The organism is Streptomyces sp. NBC_01433 (assembly GCF_026340105.1).
Classification (GTDB): domain Bacteria; phylum Actinomycetota; class Actinomycetes; order Streptomycetales; family Streptomycetaceae; genus Streptomyces.
Map to the genome: position 1 here is coordinate 90,373 of NZ_JAPEPM010000006.1, position 15,254 is coordinate 105,626.

Annotated in this window: 14 protein-coding genes; 8 read left to right on the forward strand and 6 right to left on the reverse strand. The window is 66.7% G+C overall.

Going from position 1 to position 15,254, the window contains the following annotated elements:
* Nucleotides 1–92: 92 nt before the first annotated feature.
* A complete protein-coding gene (locus OG413_RS43940; RefSeq protein WP_266815628.1) occupies nucleotides 93–932 on the forward strand; it encodes an IclR family transcriptional regulator C-terminal domain-containing protein in 840 nt (279 codons plus the stop codon).
* Nucleotides 933–1,141: 209 nt separating this feature from the next.
* Here OG413_RS43940 and OG413_RS43945 read toward each other — a convergent pair whose 3' ends face one another.
* Complete coding sequence (locus tag OG413_RS43945) at nucleotides 1,142–1,738, reverse strand: hypothetical protein (RefSeq protein ID WP_266815629.1); 597 nt, start codon at nucleotides 1,736–1,738, stop codon at nucleotides 1,142–1,144.
* A 418-nt stretch (nucleotides 1,739–2,156) separates the two neighbouring features.
* On the opposite strand from OG413_RS43945, the gene OG413_RS43950 reads away from it, so the two are divergent.
* Nucleotides 2,157–3,659, forward strand: a complete 1,503-nt coding sequence (locus OG413_RS43950) for a serine/threonine-protein kinase (protein WP_266815630.1) — start codon at nucleotides 2,157–2,159, stop codon at nucleotides 3,657–3,659.
* Between the two features lie 411 nt (nucleotides 3,660–4,070).
* Here the strand turns inward: OG413_RS43950 and OG413_RS43955 are convergent, their stop codons facing one another.
* Both OG413_RS43955 and OG413_RS43960 read right to left on the reverse strand, forming a co-directional pair.
* Nucleotides 4,071–5,120 (reverse strand): hypothetical protein, encoded by a 1,050-nt coding sequence (locus tag OG413_RS43955; RefSeq protein ID WP_266815631.1) that lies wholly within the window; start codon nucleotides 5,118–5,120, stop codon nucleotides 4,071–4,073.
* A gap of 982 nt (nucleotides 5,121–6,102) precedes the next feature.
* The gene (locus OG413_RS43960; protein ID WP_266815632.1) at nucleotides 6,103–6,519 is read right to left on the reverse strand and encodes a hypothetical protein; all 417 of its coding nucleotides are present in this window, start codon (nucleotides 6,517–6,519) and stop codon (nucleotides 6,103–6,105) included.
* 922 nt (nucleotides 6,520–7,441) lie between these two features.
* On the opposite strand from OG413_RS43960, the gene OG413_RS43965 reads away from it, so the two are divergent.
* Nucleotides 7,442–8,230, forward strand: coding sequence for a ParA family protein (locus tag OG413_RS43965; protein ID WP_266815633.1), 789 nt, complete (start codon nucleotides 7,442–7,444; stop codon nucleotides 8,228–8,230).
* A gap of 586 nt (nucleotides 8,231–8,816) precedes the next feature.
* Nucleotides 8,817–9,221: a hypothetical protein gene (locus OG413_RS43970; RefSeq protein ID WP_266815634.1), complete on the forward strand. Its 405-nt coding sequence runs from the start codon at nucleotides 8,817–8,819 to the stop codon at nucleotides 9,219–9,221.
* An 800-nt stretch (nucleotides 9,222–10,021) separates the two neighbouring features.
* Here OG413_RS43970 and OG413_RS43975 read toward each other — a convergent pair.
* Complete coding sequence (locus OG413_RS43975; protein ID WP_266815635.1) at nucleotides 10,022–10,561, reverse strand: HAD family hydrolase; 540 nt, start codon at nucleotides 10,559–10,561, stop codon at nucleotides 10,022–10,024.
* A gap of 52 nt (nucleotides 10,562–10,613) precedes the next feature.
* Nucleotides 10,614–11,315, reverse strand: a complete 702-nt coding sequence (locus tag OG413_RS43980; RefSeq protein ID WP_266815636.1) for an NAD-dependent epimerase/dehydratase family protein — start codon at nucleotides 11,313–11,315, stop codon at nucleotides 10,614–10,616.
* A 273-nt stretch (nucleotides 11,316–11,588) separates the two neighbouring features.
* Between OG413_RS43980 and hisH the strand changes: the two genes are divergently transcribed.
* Nucleotides 11,589–12,233: an imidazole glycerol phosphate synthase subunit HisH gene (gene hisH / locus OG413_RS43985; RefSeq protein ID WP_266815637.1), complete on the forward strand. Its 645-nt coding sequence runs from the start codon at nucleotides 11,589–11,591 to the stop codon at nucleotides 12,231–12,233.
* Nucleotides 12,221–13,036: an imidazole glycerol phosphate synthase subunit HisF gene (gene hisF, locus OG413_RS43990; protein WP_266815638.1), complete on the forward strand. Its 816-nt coding sequence runs from the start codon at nucleotides 12,221–12,223 to the stop codon at nucleotides 13,034–13,036. Before hisH ends, hisF begins: the two co-directional genes overlap by 13 nt.
* 101 nt (nucleotides 13,037–13,137) lie before the next feature.
* Here the strand turns inward: hisF and OG413_RS43995 are convergent, their stop codons facing one another.
* On the reverse strand, nucleotides 13,138–13,455 hold the full coding sequence (locus OG413_RS43995) for a hypothetical protein (protein ID WP_266815639.1): 318 nt from the start codon (nucleotides 13,453–13,455) through the stop codon (nucleotides 13,138–13,140).
* On the opposite strand from OG413_RS43995, the gene OG413_RS44000 reads away from it, so the two are divergent.
* Both OG413_RS44000 and OG413_RS44005 read left to right on the forward strand, forming a co-directional pair.
* A complete protein-coding gene (locus OG413_RS44000; RefSeq protein ID WP_266815640.1) occupies nucleotides 13,441–13,578 on the forward strand; it encodes a hypothetical protein in 138 nt (45 codons plus the stop codon). The genes OG413_RS43995 and OG413_RS44000 overlap by 15 nt on opposite strands.
* A gap of 63 nt (nucleotides 13,579–13,641) precedes the next feature.
* Entirely contained in the window at nucleotides 13,642–15,228 is a 1,587-nt protein-coding gene (locus OG413_RS44005) for an IS1182 family transposase (RefSeq protein ID WP_266815641.1), read from the forward strand.
* Nucleotides 15,229–15,254: the final 26 nt, after the last annotated feature.

Below are 15,254 nucleotides of genomic sequence, written 5' to 3' on the forward strand. Positions count from 1 at the left end.
GATCTTCACCTGCCGCGGAGACCCGGCTCCGCAACGCATGACGCGTAACGTGCTCCGGCGGGAGGAGCACACCCCCACAGGGAGCATGGTCTATGGCTGAACAGAGCAGCGTGGTGCGCGGAGTTACCGCTTCCGAGCGGGTCTTCCAGGTCCAGCTCGCCTTCAAGGATCTCGGCCCTGGCGACCACGGCACAGGCGAGATAGCCCGGGCCGCCGGCCTCAACGACGCCACCGTCAGCCGCATCCTCGCGGCCGGCGTGTACGAAGGCATCTTCCGCCGCGCCCCGGGCAAGACCCGCGGCCGCTGGCAACTCGGACAGGGCAGCGCGGCCATCGGCTTCAACGCCATCGACGACGCCTACAGCGCCCAGATGCCGACCGACAAGGTCAAAGCAGTCCTGACGAGCCTGCACGAGAAGACCGACAACGGGCTGACGTTCCTCTACACCCGCGCCACGGGAGAGGTACCCGGCCGCCAGTGCGTCGAAATGGGCGTCGGCGAGTCCGACCTCGAAGAGCTCAACATGACCACCGCCGCCGTCCTGTCCGTCACCCGCTCCCTGCGCACCGGCGCCTCGGGGCGCACCATCCTGGCCTACCTCGGCGACAGCCTCGTGCGGCGTGTCATCGAGCAGGAGATCCCCCCGCACGTAGGCCCCGGCGTCATCAGGGACGACGCCGAGCTCCTCTCCTCCCTGCAGACGATCCGCGACCGCGGCTACGCACTCGGCTACCAGGAATGCATGGCCCAGTGGCACAGCTGCGCAGCCCCCGTCTTCTGGGACGACACCATCACCGCCTCGGTCCTCTTGCTCAAGAAGGCCGAGCTCGGTGAGATCCCCGAGGCCTACGTCACCGCCACGGTGCGCGCCGCAGCCCAACTCAGCGGCCTGCGCGGCGGATGGCCCGGAGCACTGCGCGACGAAGCCTGACCCCCCACGCACCGACGGGGCCGAGCGGATCACTTCCGCTCGGCCCTGTCGCTCTGCCGGCGACGACAGCGACCCCACCTCCGCCGTAGAAGAACAGCGCGGGCGCACCCCCGGCGCACCAGGGCAATCCTCCGGCCGCGAGCAGGCATCTGCAGGCGTACGGGTCCCTCACGGGCGGGTGCCGCTCCGCGGGGTCCCCGCGCCGGTCGCTACGCCGCTCTCACCACATCCGCGGGTTCGATCAGGTCAGGGACCCATGCCTTGGCCGAACTCAGCCGCAGGTTGTGCCCCGCCACCTCCATGGCACTAAAGGCGCCGCCCGCGTCTCCGGCGTCACTGTGCTGCAAGAGCGCCTTGCCCAGCGCAACAGGGGTCGTGTCCCGCTTGGCGGCCACCTCGAAGTGACCGGCCACCGCCACCGGAACGGTGCTCAGACGGCCCAGAGCACGGAGGAACTGCTCGCGCGCCCCGTAGCAGTTGGTCAGGATGACGGCCGACGCCGACCAGGAACGCGCCGGAAGACTGTCCAGGAGGACGAAGGTGCCGGTACTGCTGGGGCCCAGCCATGCCCCCTCCGGCCCCACATCTCCGTGAAGATCGGCGATCAGCAACTCGTCGGGGCCCGGCCCGGACAGGGCCCCGACGAGATCGCCGGCCGTCGAGACCGGCAGGTCCAGGTGCTCGCGGATCAGGCCGGCACTGCGGTAGTGCTCCAGCATCCCGTGCATCGACCGAAGGTAGGGCCGCAGCCCACGATCCGCATCGCTGTAGACGTGGCGCACCGTCCACGGCCATTCATACGACACCGCAACTCCTCACCTCGCTCGGACACCGGCGAGCAGACCAGCAGCTCACCGCGCAGCGCCTCTTGGGCATTCTCTCCCCGCACACAGCTGACGGGCGTACCGCCACCCCGGCCCTGATCCCTCTCCCCCGCTCCTACGCGGCCGAGCCCGCAAGGAAGGCGCCAGGCTGTGACGGCCGCACCGTTGGCGCAACAGCCAGTGCCTGGCCGAACCCCGGTGGAAGACGTAGCACCAGCGGCAGAGGGCTATCTGGAACACTGACGCGGCGGAGACAGTCCGGCCCCGCCCGGGCGCCCCAGAAGAAGGGGCGCCGGCGCGCGGTCGGGAGCTGCCGCCGCCGTGCAGGCATCCCCCGCGGCGGCTCGTGTCACCGCGCCGGCCACGCCGCGGGACCGCTGTCGCCGGGAAGGTGAACGTGATGGTGAAGGACAAGCAGCTGGTCGGCCGCTACGAGCTGCGCGAGGTCCTCGGGACAGGCGGAATGGGCGTCGTCCACCGGGCCGTCGACGCCCGCCTGGGCCGAGAGGTCGCCCTCAAGGTCGTCGACCTCTCCTGCGCACCCCAGGCAGAACGCGCACGGTTCGAACGAGAAGCACTGGCTGCCGGACGGCTCCGCAGCGCGCACGTGGTGACCGTGCACGACGCCGGCGAGGGCATGCTCGACGGCGCTCGGGTCGGCTTCCTGGTGATGGAACTGCTCGAGGGCGCTCCCCTCAACTCGGTGCTCGCCCACGGCCTGGCCGACGTCGCGAACGTGGTGTCGTGGGGCCGGCAGATCCTGCGAGGGCTGCGGGATGCACACACCGCAGGAGTGGTCCACCGGGACATCAAGCCGTCGAACGTGATCCTCTCCTCGCAAGGCGTGGTCACACTCGTCGACTTCGGCATCGCCCACCTCAGCACCAGCAACGAGACGCTCACCCTGCCCGGCACCGTGGTGGGCACCCCCTCCTACATGGCGCCCGAACAGCTGCGGGGAGAGACGGCCGACGGACGAAGTGACCTCTACGGCCTCGGCTGTGTGCTGTACGAACTGCTCACCGGCCAGCCGCCATTCGGCCCGGGCACTGCCTGGACCGAAGGCGCACGACCGGCGCCCGTACGCCGCACACGCCCCGACGTCCCCGCAGACCTCGAGGAACTGGTGCTGCAGCTGCTGCGCGCCGACCCGGCTAGCCGGCCTCTCGCCGCGGAGGCCGAGCAGCGCCTGGCCGCACTCGCCATCCGGCCCCGGTCCGCTACGGCAACCGAAGTGTGGAACGCAGAGACGCAGACAGCGATGCGGCGCCCCTCATGGATCGCCACTCCCCCGGCCTGCCCCACCACTCCGGCCGGCCCGCGCCCGGCCAGCGACACGGGCCTACCTGCGGCCACCCCGGCGCGGCCTGCCCCAGCAACAAGCGGCGCCTGGGCAGCAACCCTGGCCGGGACAGCCGGACTGTGGGCACAGCTGTCCCTGTTCACCGACATCTCCGGGTGGGCGGTCGCGAGCATGGCCGCAGCCGCCGGCCTCGGCCTGAGGATGCTGTGCGTACCGCCCGCCAAGCCGGACACCGAACCGGGCGGCAACGTCCTCGCAGCCTTCACCGCCACAGGCATCATCAGCGTGTACCTCATGTGGTGGACCCCCGCTCCGTGGTGGAGCGTCCTGGCGGCCATCACCTTCCTCTCCCCCGCACTACTCGGAGGCGCCGCACTGATCGGCGCCATCACAACCCGCCTGACCGGCCACAACCAGACGCGCAACGAAGCCGGGACCACAGCCGGCCTGATGAACGCGGCGGTCCTGGTCGTACTCCTCGGCGGGCAGATCCCGGTGGCCGCGACCCTGGCCCTCAGCTGCGCAATCTGGTTGGCCGTCACACTCGCCTGTACAGCACCCATCCGAGCAAGCTCCCGCTACGTAGGCCGCCACCAGTAGAGCCACGTCTTCATGGGCGTCGTTTCACGCGAAGTACCCATAGCAAACCCCACGGCTGCGGCACTCCATTTCAGGGACAGATATCCCTCAGAAAGAAGAACGTCGCTTTCCCTAAAGAGGCTCCTGGTTCCAACTTCAATCCCTATTTCACGCCCCCGCCCCCGCGGGGCTACTGGTGGGGTCTAAGTCAGAACCTTTCCTTATCCATCTCGGGGTTAGACCTCGATGATGAGGTTGCTGTGGGACGGGTGCAGATCGAGTTTCACTAGTTGCTGGCCAAGGTGGGCGCAAGGTACGAGAGTAAAGGACTGAGTTCGGGCAGCACTTCGAGCCCGATGGCTAGGGCCAACGAGCTAGACATGCAACAGATCATCTTAAATTTTGTGTGTGTATTTACTGACTAACAGACACTTACCCCTGACGAACGTGAATTTTTAGCTGCCATGAGGAGATGACCTTTTGAGGAACGTTCCGACTGATCCATTCGGGAAGTGGATCAGCTTCTGACTCCGGAGGGCCTTCTGTACGCGCACGCTGCACAAAGAATCGGAAGGCGGAACTCCAGAGTTCACGAAGAGTGCGACGATTTTCTCGATGCTGCAGGAGCCGCTGTACCTGCCGGGCCCGATCTCCCTTAGTGCCGAACTTGGCTGCGAGGACGTCGAGGTCACCGAAGGCGCGGATCCATAGTCCATTGACAACCTCTGCCAGCCCATGCTGCTGCAACTTGCGCAAGCGCAGCCGAGCTGCCGTCTGCGAAACCTGGAGTGCTGCAGCGATAGAGGCCACAGGCGCCGCGTGGACGCCATCAAGAACACGCCACGCCAGCATGGCCGGCTTGCCGATCGCTCTCCAGCGAGCAGCGTCACTCCCCAGGTCCACGTGATCGGAAAGACCGGTTGGTACTCCCGTGGAGGTGTCGATTCCACAAGGGGGCTCAAGTGATTGAGCGTCAGAGGTTCCTGAGAAGAAAGTCGGCATCTCCAGGCGGTATCTGGCAGCAGTGGTGGCAGTGTGCGTCTCGATGAGTCTCAGAAACCCTCGGCTTTTGATGCGTTTCAGCGATGCCCTGGCGGTGGCCTCGCACACTCCAGCCGCAATGGCGATAACTGAGAGACCAGCGGCAAAATCGACCCCGCCCTGGCTGTAGGCGATGCGGCCGAGTGCCTCGCAAACGGCTTTGTCGGTCCCGCCCGCAACACCTCTCCATGCTTCTGAATCAAGTGATGCGATCCACTGAGAAACGCGGGCCAAAGCCTCCTTCCGCGTTCGGATGCGGGGAGCTCCCCACGTATCCGAACGCGACAAGGCCAGGCTCCATAGTCGCTCGACCTCTGCGTCCTGCCAGCGAGGCATCCTGGCGCGGAAAGTTTCTCCGAGGGCGTTGGTTGGGTCCTGGAGGGCTGTCTTGAGATATTCACGGCCATAGCCAGCGCCAACTGCCGCGAGGGCAAATGCCATGCGACCGTTGGATGGGCTCTCGTACCCGCCTGCCGCGTGCCCCTCACGCAGAACGCGTTCCATGCGCTGTGAAAGTGTTGCTAGGCCCAGATGCCGGGCCAAGGCAGCCAGCTGGGATCGACCAGGTGATCCAGACCTGAGAACAGAGAAGGCGCTTTCGCGACTGCCGGCGACCGTCGAGGGGAAGCCTGAGCGGTGAGGTGACAGCGGGGGGCGAACCCCTTTGGCTCGGATGTCCAAACCGGCGTGACGACACTGGCGTTCGACCGCGGCCCGAACCGATGGGGCGCTGGCCCCGAAGAGCAAGATGAGGTGCTTGTGCCCTGGTCTGCCGGAGAGTACGAGGACATGCTGAATGTCCGCCATGTCTGCAGCCCAGCGCAGCCGTTCGAAGGCGGAACGCCGGAGGTGAGCGGCTTCGGGGTCCAGTCCCGCAACGTCCAGGTCGACGACTAGGAAGCGGGGGTGTGGGCGTACGGCGAACGCAGTCCTGCTCCCAACAAGCGTCTCGAGACTCGCCCACTTCCCAGATGTATTGTCCGGATTAATGGAGAATCCACGGCCGGTCCCTGACAGGGCCTGAGCGAAGGCGAGGACCGCATCTGGGTTCCCCAGATGATCTTCACCTTTTGGTCGAAATGTTGCGTTTGGCGGTCCCGTGGGAGTGAAGCTCTCAGCGTCCGCTAGTGAAATCGTGGCTGTCACGGTTAAGGTGGCTCCTGGAGCAATGAGGGCGTACTGAGCGAACCGTTCGGCTGGACTGGCGAGGTCGAGGGCCGACGGCGAGTGATTTGGTTTCTGTTCTCTGAACGCTCCCTTCTGGTGGGGAAACCCCACCCATGTGTGTAGGGGCGGGCCTCGGGAGGGCCCGCCCCAAGCATTTGAGCCCGTAGCTCCGCCATGTCGGAAGGGCGGTACTACGCGAACTTCTCAAGATCAGCTTCGGCCCCCGGGAGTGGGCCTGCTGCCTTGGCTTCGGTGGCTACGCAGCTGGTATCAAGGCGTCAACGTCGAACGCTTCTGGCTCCCGACGCTTGAACTCGGCGATCCAGGCACCCACCCCGAGGACGCGGTAGTCGCGAAGGCCGGCGGTCGCATCGAGTCGCTCTCCCTGGGTGTGGGCGAGTTGTACGAAATCGTCAGCGACAACAACGTCGGTAGCGTCACCGATGTGGCCTGCTGCCATTGCCTGGCGAATCACCGTGATGACCCTGCGGTCGCGCTCCGCCTCCGGCTTCGATGCTCGGGTCTGGAGCTGGGCCAGAGCCTGGGCGACCACCAGCTCGATGCCGGTGTACTTGAGCGAGCCGGGATCCCGTTCGAGGAACCCTTCACTCACGAGCTTGCCGAGGGTTACCCCGTGCAGCCCCGTGAGTTCACTGACTCGGGTACCTGACAAGAGGCGACGAGACGTGGGCCTGCCCATCTATACCCCTCACGACAGTCTTGGCCTCGGACGCGCCGAAGGCATGCTTCAGGTCCGCCTGTTCTGCGGCCTGTCTACCTGGCTTGAACATACACGACGTGTTTGCGAGACCGCTGCGCATTCACCCCCACGGTGTGTCTGTCTTACCGGGGCTGATGGTGGGTCACCATTCGCGGTTTCGAGTGCTGGACGAACTTGTGGGATACGCGCCGTTGGTACGGCAGGTTCACTGCTCTCCCACGCTCCATACCCGTGCTGGACGGGCTTGACCAGCAGGCGCCCGACACTAGATGACACCTTTGCGCACTCATGTTGTCTACTTATCGATATTCGTCTGTCCGTCTGCCGCGCCGCTCCGGACCTTGCGGCACCTCGAATTGCGCTTCACTCCAACGGCCCGGCGGGACCGTAGGCGACCACGCCCTTGGTAGCGTCTCCCGTACACGACGTGTACGGACCCGCTCGGTGATGCAGGCCTCGGCCTCCGGCCATTGGTTGGGTCAGCCCAAAGGGTGCGGTTACCCGACCTCGAGAGGTGTGCGCCTGGGGCACCGGCGAGGGTGGCGGCTCACCCAGATGTCTCACTGGTCGTACCTGTGCGGCTCGCCGAGGGCCCACAGCTGGGGAACGCAGACGGAAGCGAGACCTCCAGAGTGCCACTTCAGCTCCACTGGTTGCTCTAGAGTCACGTACAGCGCGCTCCACGCATCCGAAGGGTGTGACGTTTCGGGCAAGATGGACGCGGTGCGGTCGGCGTTCTGTCGGCCGGACAACAAAAGACGCCCACCGGGGAAGTGGCCCCCGATGGGCGTCAACTAAGCCGACCCTCAACCAGCGCAAGGAGCAGAAGAGTCGTGAGCACCTACGATAACCGCCTGACCGGGGGTGGGCAGACGTGACGAACGAAGCGCTTGCTGATCTGGCTGCAGGTGTAGCGGCAGCCAACTCGGCTCCCTACGTGCCGCCCGTTCAGGAACCTGACGTCATCGCGGTGGCTGGCTTCAAGGGCGGAGTCGGGAAGAGCCGTACGGCCAAGGAGTTGGCGGCCATCCTCCAGGCCGTTCTGACGGACTTCGAGTGGGACTGGGGCGGTGTCACCCGTGCCTGGGGATACCTGGAAGAGACGCGCCAGAAGGCACCACTACTGGAGGCGTTTCGGACGGGGCGGACACCGAAGCCGCTTTCCGGAGGCGGGCGCAAGCCGGACCTGATCCCTGGTCACACGGACTTCGAGCGGAACCAGCCCAAGGCACAGCTCGTGGCGGAGTCGCTGATCCGCTGGGCCGCGGACCTCGAACGCCGCCTTGTTGTCGACACCCACCCTGGCGGCAGTGAGTCCACCTACGGTGCGATGGCGGCTGCTCGCGTAACAGTGGTTCCAGTAGTGCTCGGTGACGACGAGTTGCGGGCTCTGGAGGGGCTGCTGCGTACCCTCACGGACTACCCGCTCCTGCTGATTCCCTACAAGATTGGACGCAGCCCTGCGGCTTGGGCTCTCGACGAGCTCGAGCGTTTGGCGCTGAAGTACAAGGCGCAGGTTGGGCCGGCTGTCAGCAACTACAGCTGGATCCCGAATCGACGCACCAGGACTCCGATCTGCGCGAGCCCCCCTTCGGCACGGACCGCGTCCTTCGTTGAGGAAATGCACGCTGTTGCGAAGGCGGTTGACAACTATGGCCGCTGAGCAGGAATCGGAAGCCCCAGAGACGGAGGTACCGGGGGGCGGCATTGGTGCCCTCCGAGCCAAGCGGGCTGCCAGCCAGCGAAAGAGCCCGTCGACAGCGAAGTCGGAAGTTGCCGCTGATGGATCAGCAGCCGCTTCTCCGGCGTCGGGAACGCGAGTGCGGCGAGAGGCGCCGCGGCCGTTTCACCAGAAACCGGCGGTGACGGCCGAGCCACCGGGCACTGCGGTACCCGCCTCGCACCTTCCGAAGAAGGTCGAGCCTGTTGTGGAGCCCCACCCCGACATGACGGCAGGCACCACGAAGCGGGCGCCGACGACGCAGGAGGACGGGTCTCAGGGGGCTGCCAAGGACACAGTCCCTGCGCAGACCGGCGGGTCTGGGCCATCCGAGGGCTCCGAGCCACCAGCGGATGCAGCCCAGACGGTTTCAGCTTCTGCGCCTACGGTCAGCCATGGAGACCTGGTTGTCGCGGCTTTCGCGAACCGTGCACAAGCCGTCTCGTTCAATGCTGCGATGTGGGACCACCATGCGGTGCCACCGTCAAGCAACGTTCCACGTGCGGAAGAGGTACTGAACCAGCGCTTCATGACGCGGGAGACTCTCAACGCCTCGGTCCCGAAGAAGCTGGAGATCCCCTACCGCATCGAGGTGCTCAAGGTTGTGTCGGGGATAAACCACATCCCTCCGGCGGACCTCGTAGCGGTCGCTGTCGACTGGTTCCTTCGGGGCGGGAAGCCCACGCCCGACGAGATGCTCCCCCCGTGGAACACCTACGTGGGTCCGGGGACGCCTGAGGACGTGGCGCAGGCGGAAGATGCCCTTCAAGAGCGATTCATTGACCGAGAGCAGCTGAAGTGGCAAACGCCGTCAGCTCTCCAGCTTGGCCAGAGGCTGGCCATGTACAGGGTGATGAACCGGCTCACGAAGGTCCCCGTTGGGGACATCGTGACCGTGGCCGTGGATCGATGGCTGCGTGTCATGCAGTACTAGGTGCTCCCGCTTCAGGAGCGCCCCTCACCGACACTTGCGCGATGAGGGGCGCTCCTGTCGTTCCATCGCTATGCTTACGCCTAGTCGTACGGCTAGGCCCCTAGCCGTTTCTATAGCTAGGTTGCTAGTTATAGGTGTGTAGAGAGAAGGACTGCAAGATGGAACAAAGGTCCCCGCTCCTCCGGCGCGCCGAAGAGCTCGTAGCGCTGATTCGAGTGCAAGAGGAAGCGGGTTCTCTCGAAGGGGGGTTGAAGATTCACCCCGAGACCGCTGACCTCTTGAGCCGTAGCAGAGTTCCAAGGGAACAGCTCAACTACGCAGTGCCGGAAGTGTTGGATCTCAAGCAAAGACTGGCTAGGTACTGCGTCGAGAACGACAGTGAGTCCACTCCCGGGAACTTGGTCACCTGGGTTCTGGATGCCTTTCTACGCTCGGAGGGATACCCGCCCCTCCCTCCGAAGAGCTCGTAGCTGCCGGAAGAAGCTCGAAGGCTGCTGGATGGCATCTCACTGAAGGCAGGGGGTTCGGTCGTTCCGCCGAATGGAAAGCCGCCTCGATAGCGAACTGGGCTGCGCGAGCACTGGACTCGAGCGAGACCTTTCCTCAGTGATGCCAGCATCACTGAAAAAGCACGGACGCGATTCCGTGGCCGCCCCGGCGGACGCTGAGGCGCCGGCAGCGACGGACTCCTCCAAGCCCGCCGTGCGGCCGGGGAAGTACCAGTCGCGCACCGTACGCGCTGGCGGCGTGGTTCGCCTCCGAAAGGGGGCCCGGGCGCCAACGGTGGGACTCCCGCCCGCCTACTTCGCCCTGTCGTCTGCTCCAAGCACGACATGAAGTGCCTCGGTCGTCGTCTCGCAGTGAAGGCCCCGGGATTCATTGCTGTACGGGTGTCTACCGACGAGTGCGGTGCGCGTTCCGGCCACTCGGCCTGCCTCAATATCGCAGGGCGAGTCGCCGACAGTCCACGATTGAGTGAGGTCGAGGTGGAGGTCATGGTCGGCCTGGTGGAACAGGCCGGGCGCAGGCTTCCGGCACGGGCAGCGCCTGCGGTGGCTGGGCACCGTGCCATCGGGATGGTGGGGGCAGGCGTAGATGCCGTCCAGGCGAACTCCGTAGCGGATGAGGAGCGCGCGGAGCCGTTCGTGCATGGCGTCCATGGTGGTCATGGTGAAGAACCCGCGTGCCACTCCGCTCTGGTTGGTAACGACGATAAGAGCCCAGCCCGCGTGTTGGAGGGCGCGTAGTTGCGCGCCGACGTCCGGTTGGAGAACCAGGTCGTCAGGGCGGGCGGGATAGTGGCGGGGTTCGGTCAGGGTGCCGTCTCGATCAAGGAACACGGCTTTCCGGCGCTGCGGTTGAGCGGCCCCAGGCGAGCCTGGCAGGGCAGGTTCACCCTGTCGCACGGCTGCGAAATGTCGTGAACAGCTCGGCGGCGCGCGCTTGGACGCTGGCGTCTGGCTCGGTCGGCCTGTCGGACAGAGCCTTGTCGAGTGCGGTCATGTCCGCGCAGGTGAAGTACTGATAGGCGCTGGGCACGGGATTCGGGACGAGTTCGACGTGCAGCGGTTGGCTAGTGGCTTCGCGGTGTAGCCGGGCGCACCACTGGGCGATCTCGGCGAAGGAGACGGCGCAGCTGGTGCCGAGGTTGTAGACCGCGGCGGACACTGGGAGCCGGGTGGTGGCGAGGTGGAGGATGGTTGTGGTGACGGACTCGACGGAGACGTAGTCGCGGGCGGCGGTGAGGGAGTCAGCGAAGACGCGGATGTGCCCGGTGCCCGCGGCTTGGCGCAGGAGCTGAGACAGGATCGAGGCCATGGGGCCCTTGTCGGACTCGTCGAGACCGAAGACGTTGGTGTAGCGCAGCCCGATCCAGTCGAGACCGGCGGCATGGCGGGTGCGCATCTGCTGGTCGAGCTCGAACTTGGAGGCCGCGTACGGGTTGAGCGGACCGGTACAGCGGGTGGAGTCGGTGTCGGCGTTCTCGGCGATGGGGGTGCGGTGGTAGAGGGTGCCGTGGCCGTCGATGACGCGAGGGCTGGCGGTGCGGGCGGCGGGGGCAGAGGTGCCGATCCACACGTCCTTCTCCGACAATGGCGTGTACTGGCTGCCCCCGGTGCCGGAGACTGAGCACGGCGCAGCCGGTTGACTGGCCGTCCACTGGTCGGCAACGTCGCCTGCTCCCTCGATGGCTCCGGTCGGCGTGGTGAAGAGAACAGTTCTTCGTCCTGACTCGCAGAGCCTGGGCGGAACAAGCAGCATCGGCTGGTGGCCGCCGATAGACTCACAGTGACCTTTGCCGTCTATGTGACGGCGGCCAGCTACTTCAACCGGGGCGCCTTCGGCGGCCCTTAGATTGAGGCGTTCATGCAGGACGACCGACCCGTGGTCGGCGTGATCGACTACCGCACCGGAAACAGCCAGAGCGTGGTTCACGCGCTGAACTTCCTCGGTGTGCCGAACCGTCTGCTCACCTCGCCATCGGAACTGGATGGCATCGACCGGATCATCCTTCCGGGTGTCGGATCAGCCGGGACCACGATGACCTACCTGTCCGAGGCCGGATGGCCCGAGGCACTTCACGCCCGGGTTATTGAGGGCCTCACGCCGTTCCTGGGTATCTGCGTGGGCCTCCAGGTCCTCTTCGAGACCAGTGAGGAGCAGGATGCGACGTGTCTGGGCTGGCTGCCCGGGACAGTGCGCGCGTTCGACGGTGCCGACGTGCGGGTGCCGCAGATGGGGTGGAACCAGGTACACCGCACCTCGACCCATCCCTTCCTGGCCGGCCTGCCGGAAGCGGGTCACTTCTACTTCGTGAACAGCTATTACGCCGACCCCGCAGACGCTGGGGACATCGCGGCGACCACGGAGTACGGCCTGCCGTTCACCTCTGCCGTCGCGCGCGGCAACATCATGGCCACCCAGTTCCACACCGAGAAGTCTGGCCCGCTGGGGCTGGATCTCCTCGAGCGGTTTGCCAAGACCCCGCAGGAGGAACTGTGCCCGGTCTGAGCACGACGACGGGGCTGACCACCCGGCTGATCGCCTGCTTCGACATCATCGAAGGCAGGGTCACCAAGGCCCGCCGCTTTGAGGACAACATCGACGTCGGTGACGCCGCCGAGGTCGCTGCGTCGGTATACGCGGACGGCATCGACGAGATCATCTTCTACGACATCCTCGCCAGCGCGCAGCGCCGCCAGGCGGACCTGGCCACGATCCGCAAGGTCGCCGAGACGGTGTTCGTGCCGCTGACGGTGGGCGGCGGGATCCGGTCGCTGGATGACATGCACGCGGTGCTGGCCGCCGGTGCGGAGAAGATCAGTCTGGACTCGATGGCGGTGCGCAATCCCTCGATCATCACCGAGGGGTCGGCCGAGTTCGGCCGCCAGTGCATCGTGCAGTCCATGCAGGTCAAGCGCGTCCCGGTCACGGCCGAGATTCCCAGCGGGTACGAGGTGTTCATCGACGGGGCCCGGCAGGCCACCGGTATGGACGCCATCGTGTGGGCGCGCCGGGGCGAGGAGCTCGGCGCGGGGGAGATCTGCGTCAACTCCATCGACCAGGACGGCACGCACGAGGGCTACGACCTGGAGATCACCCGCCGGATCGCCGAGGCGGTCAACCTGCCGGTGATCGCCTCGGGCGGCGCCGGTTCAGCCGAGCACGCGGCGGCGGCGTTCACCGAAGCGGGTGCGTCAGCGGCGATCGTCAGCTCGCTGCTGTACTCGCCGCGCATGGAGCGCACCGTCCCGGTCGGGGAGATCAAGGCCGAGCTCGCCAAGCGGTACGGGCTCCCGGTCCGCCTGATCTGAGTACGCTCCCTCCCGGAAACGACGCCGGGCCCGGTCGCGGAAAGCGGCCGGGCCCGGCCTTGTTTTCTGGCGCCGCACGGCCGTCCTGGGCGTGCGGCGGTTCAGGGGCGGTGCGCGGTGACGAGGTGGCGGCTGCTGTCGGCGGTGAGGGGGCGGGCGTCGTAGCCGCCGAACTGCTCGTCGACGACGAAGCCGGCCGCGTGCAGCAGTTCGGTCAGTTCGGCGGGGGTGTAGAGGCGGACCGAGCTGTGGCTGGTGTCGGTGGTGCCGTCGTCGTAGGCGGTGGTGGTGTGCCGGTTGAGTCTGCGCGTGGCGGGGGCCCAGGTGACGTGCTGGGTGGTTTCGGCGTGGTCGCTGCGGACGGTGCGAGTTTCTATGCCGGTGGTGTCGGGGTGCGGGGTGAAGTGGTCCATGGCCATGCGGCCGCCGGGGCGCAGGACGCGGAAGGCTTCGCGGAGGACGCCGAGGTCCTCGTCGGTGGTGTCGAGGAAGCCGAAGGAGTTGAACAGGAGCAGGACGGCGTCGGCGCAGCCGTCGTCTAGAAGATTGCTGAAAATCTCGGGTTCTGGCCCCGGCTCGGTGGAGTCGGGGCCAATCTTGTAGGCATGCAGGGGGAATGGGCCGGGGAGATGGTCGGGCCGGATGTGTGGGAAACGTGCCGGGAGTTGATTCCGGCCGGCAGTGCGTTCGCGTTCCTGGCGGAACATCGCGAGGTGCTGTTCCCGCTGGGGATGTTCGCGGACATGTATCCGTCGTCCAACGGCCGTCCGAGTCTGCCGCCGCAGGTGCTGGCCGCGACGGTGGTGCTGCAGAGCCTTCAGGGGCTGTCGGACTTCGAGACGGTCCAGGAACTGCGGTGTGACCTGCGGTGGAAGGCCGCGTGCGGGCTCGGGCTGTACGACACCGCGTTTGATCCGTCGCTGCTGACGTACTTCCGGCGCCGCCTGCGTCATTCGGCCGACCCGATGCGGATCTTCACCAAGGTCAAGGAAGTCGTGGCCGCGACCGGCGTGCTCAAGGGCAAGCAGCGGCGCGCGCTGGACTCCACGGTGCTCGATGACGCGGTGGCCACCCAGGACACCGTCACCCAGATCATCTCCGCGGTCCGCCGGGTGATCCGCGAGGTCCCCGGCGCCGGGGAAGTGGCCGCGGAGCACTGCCAGGCGCATGACTACAGCGACCCGGGCAAACCGAGGATCGCCTGGGACGACGAGACGGCCCGCGCCGCGCTGGTCGACGCGCTGGTCACCGACGCCCTCAACCTGCTCGGACACCTGCCTGAGCAGAACCTGGGCGAGAAGGCGGCGAACGCGGTCGGCCTGCTGGCCCTGGTCGCCGGGCAGGACGTGGAACCCGCCGAGGACTCCGACGGGCGCGACGGACGCTGGCGCATCGCCAAGCGCACAGTGGCCGACCGGACGGTGTCCACCGTTGACCCCGACGCACGGCACATCCACAAGAACCGCAGCCGTCACCAGGACGGCTTCAAAGGGCATGCGTCTTTCGAGCCGGAGGCAGGCCTGTTCACCGCCGTCGCCCTGACCAGCGGCTATGGCCCCGACAACCACGAGGCCGCCGTCGCCTGCGGTCTGCTGGCCGACGAGGAAGAGGGCACGGCGTTAACCGTGCTCGGCGATTCTGCCTACGGAACCGGCGATCTGCGCGCACAACTGCAGGCCGACGGCCACACCCTGGTGATCAAGCCGCCGCCGCTGCGGCAGGCAGTCCCCGGCGGCTTCACCATCGACGACTTCCGGATCGAACTGGCCGCCGGCACCGCGACCTGCCCTGCGGGACACACCGCCGGCCTTGGCCAGATCAAGGCGGACGGCGCCCGCACCGCCCAGTTCAAGCGTGTCTGCACGGGCTGCCCTCTTCGGACGCGTTGCACCACCTCCAAAACCGGACGCACCCTCAACGTCCACCCCCAGTACGAACTGCTGGCCGCCGCCCGGGCCCAGGCCGCCACCGACACCGTCTGGCAGGACGAGTACCGCCGATGGCGGCCACCCGTCGAACGCGCCATCGCCTGGCTCGTCGCCAAGGGCAACCGCCGGGTCCCTTACCGGGGCGTCATCGCCAACAACATCTGGCTCCACCACCGCGCCGCCGCTCTCAACCTCCGCCGACTGATCACCCTCGGACTCACCCACACCAACAACATCTGGCATCTCGCCCCGGCCACCGCATAGCGAAAGGGGCCGTCCGGCCTGCGGCC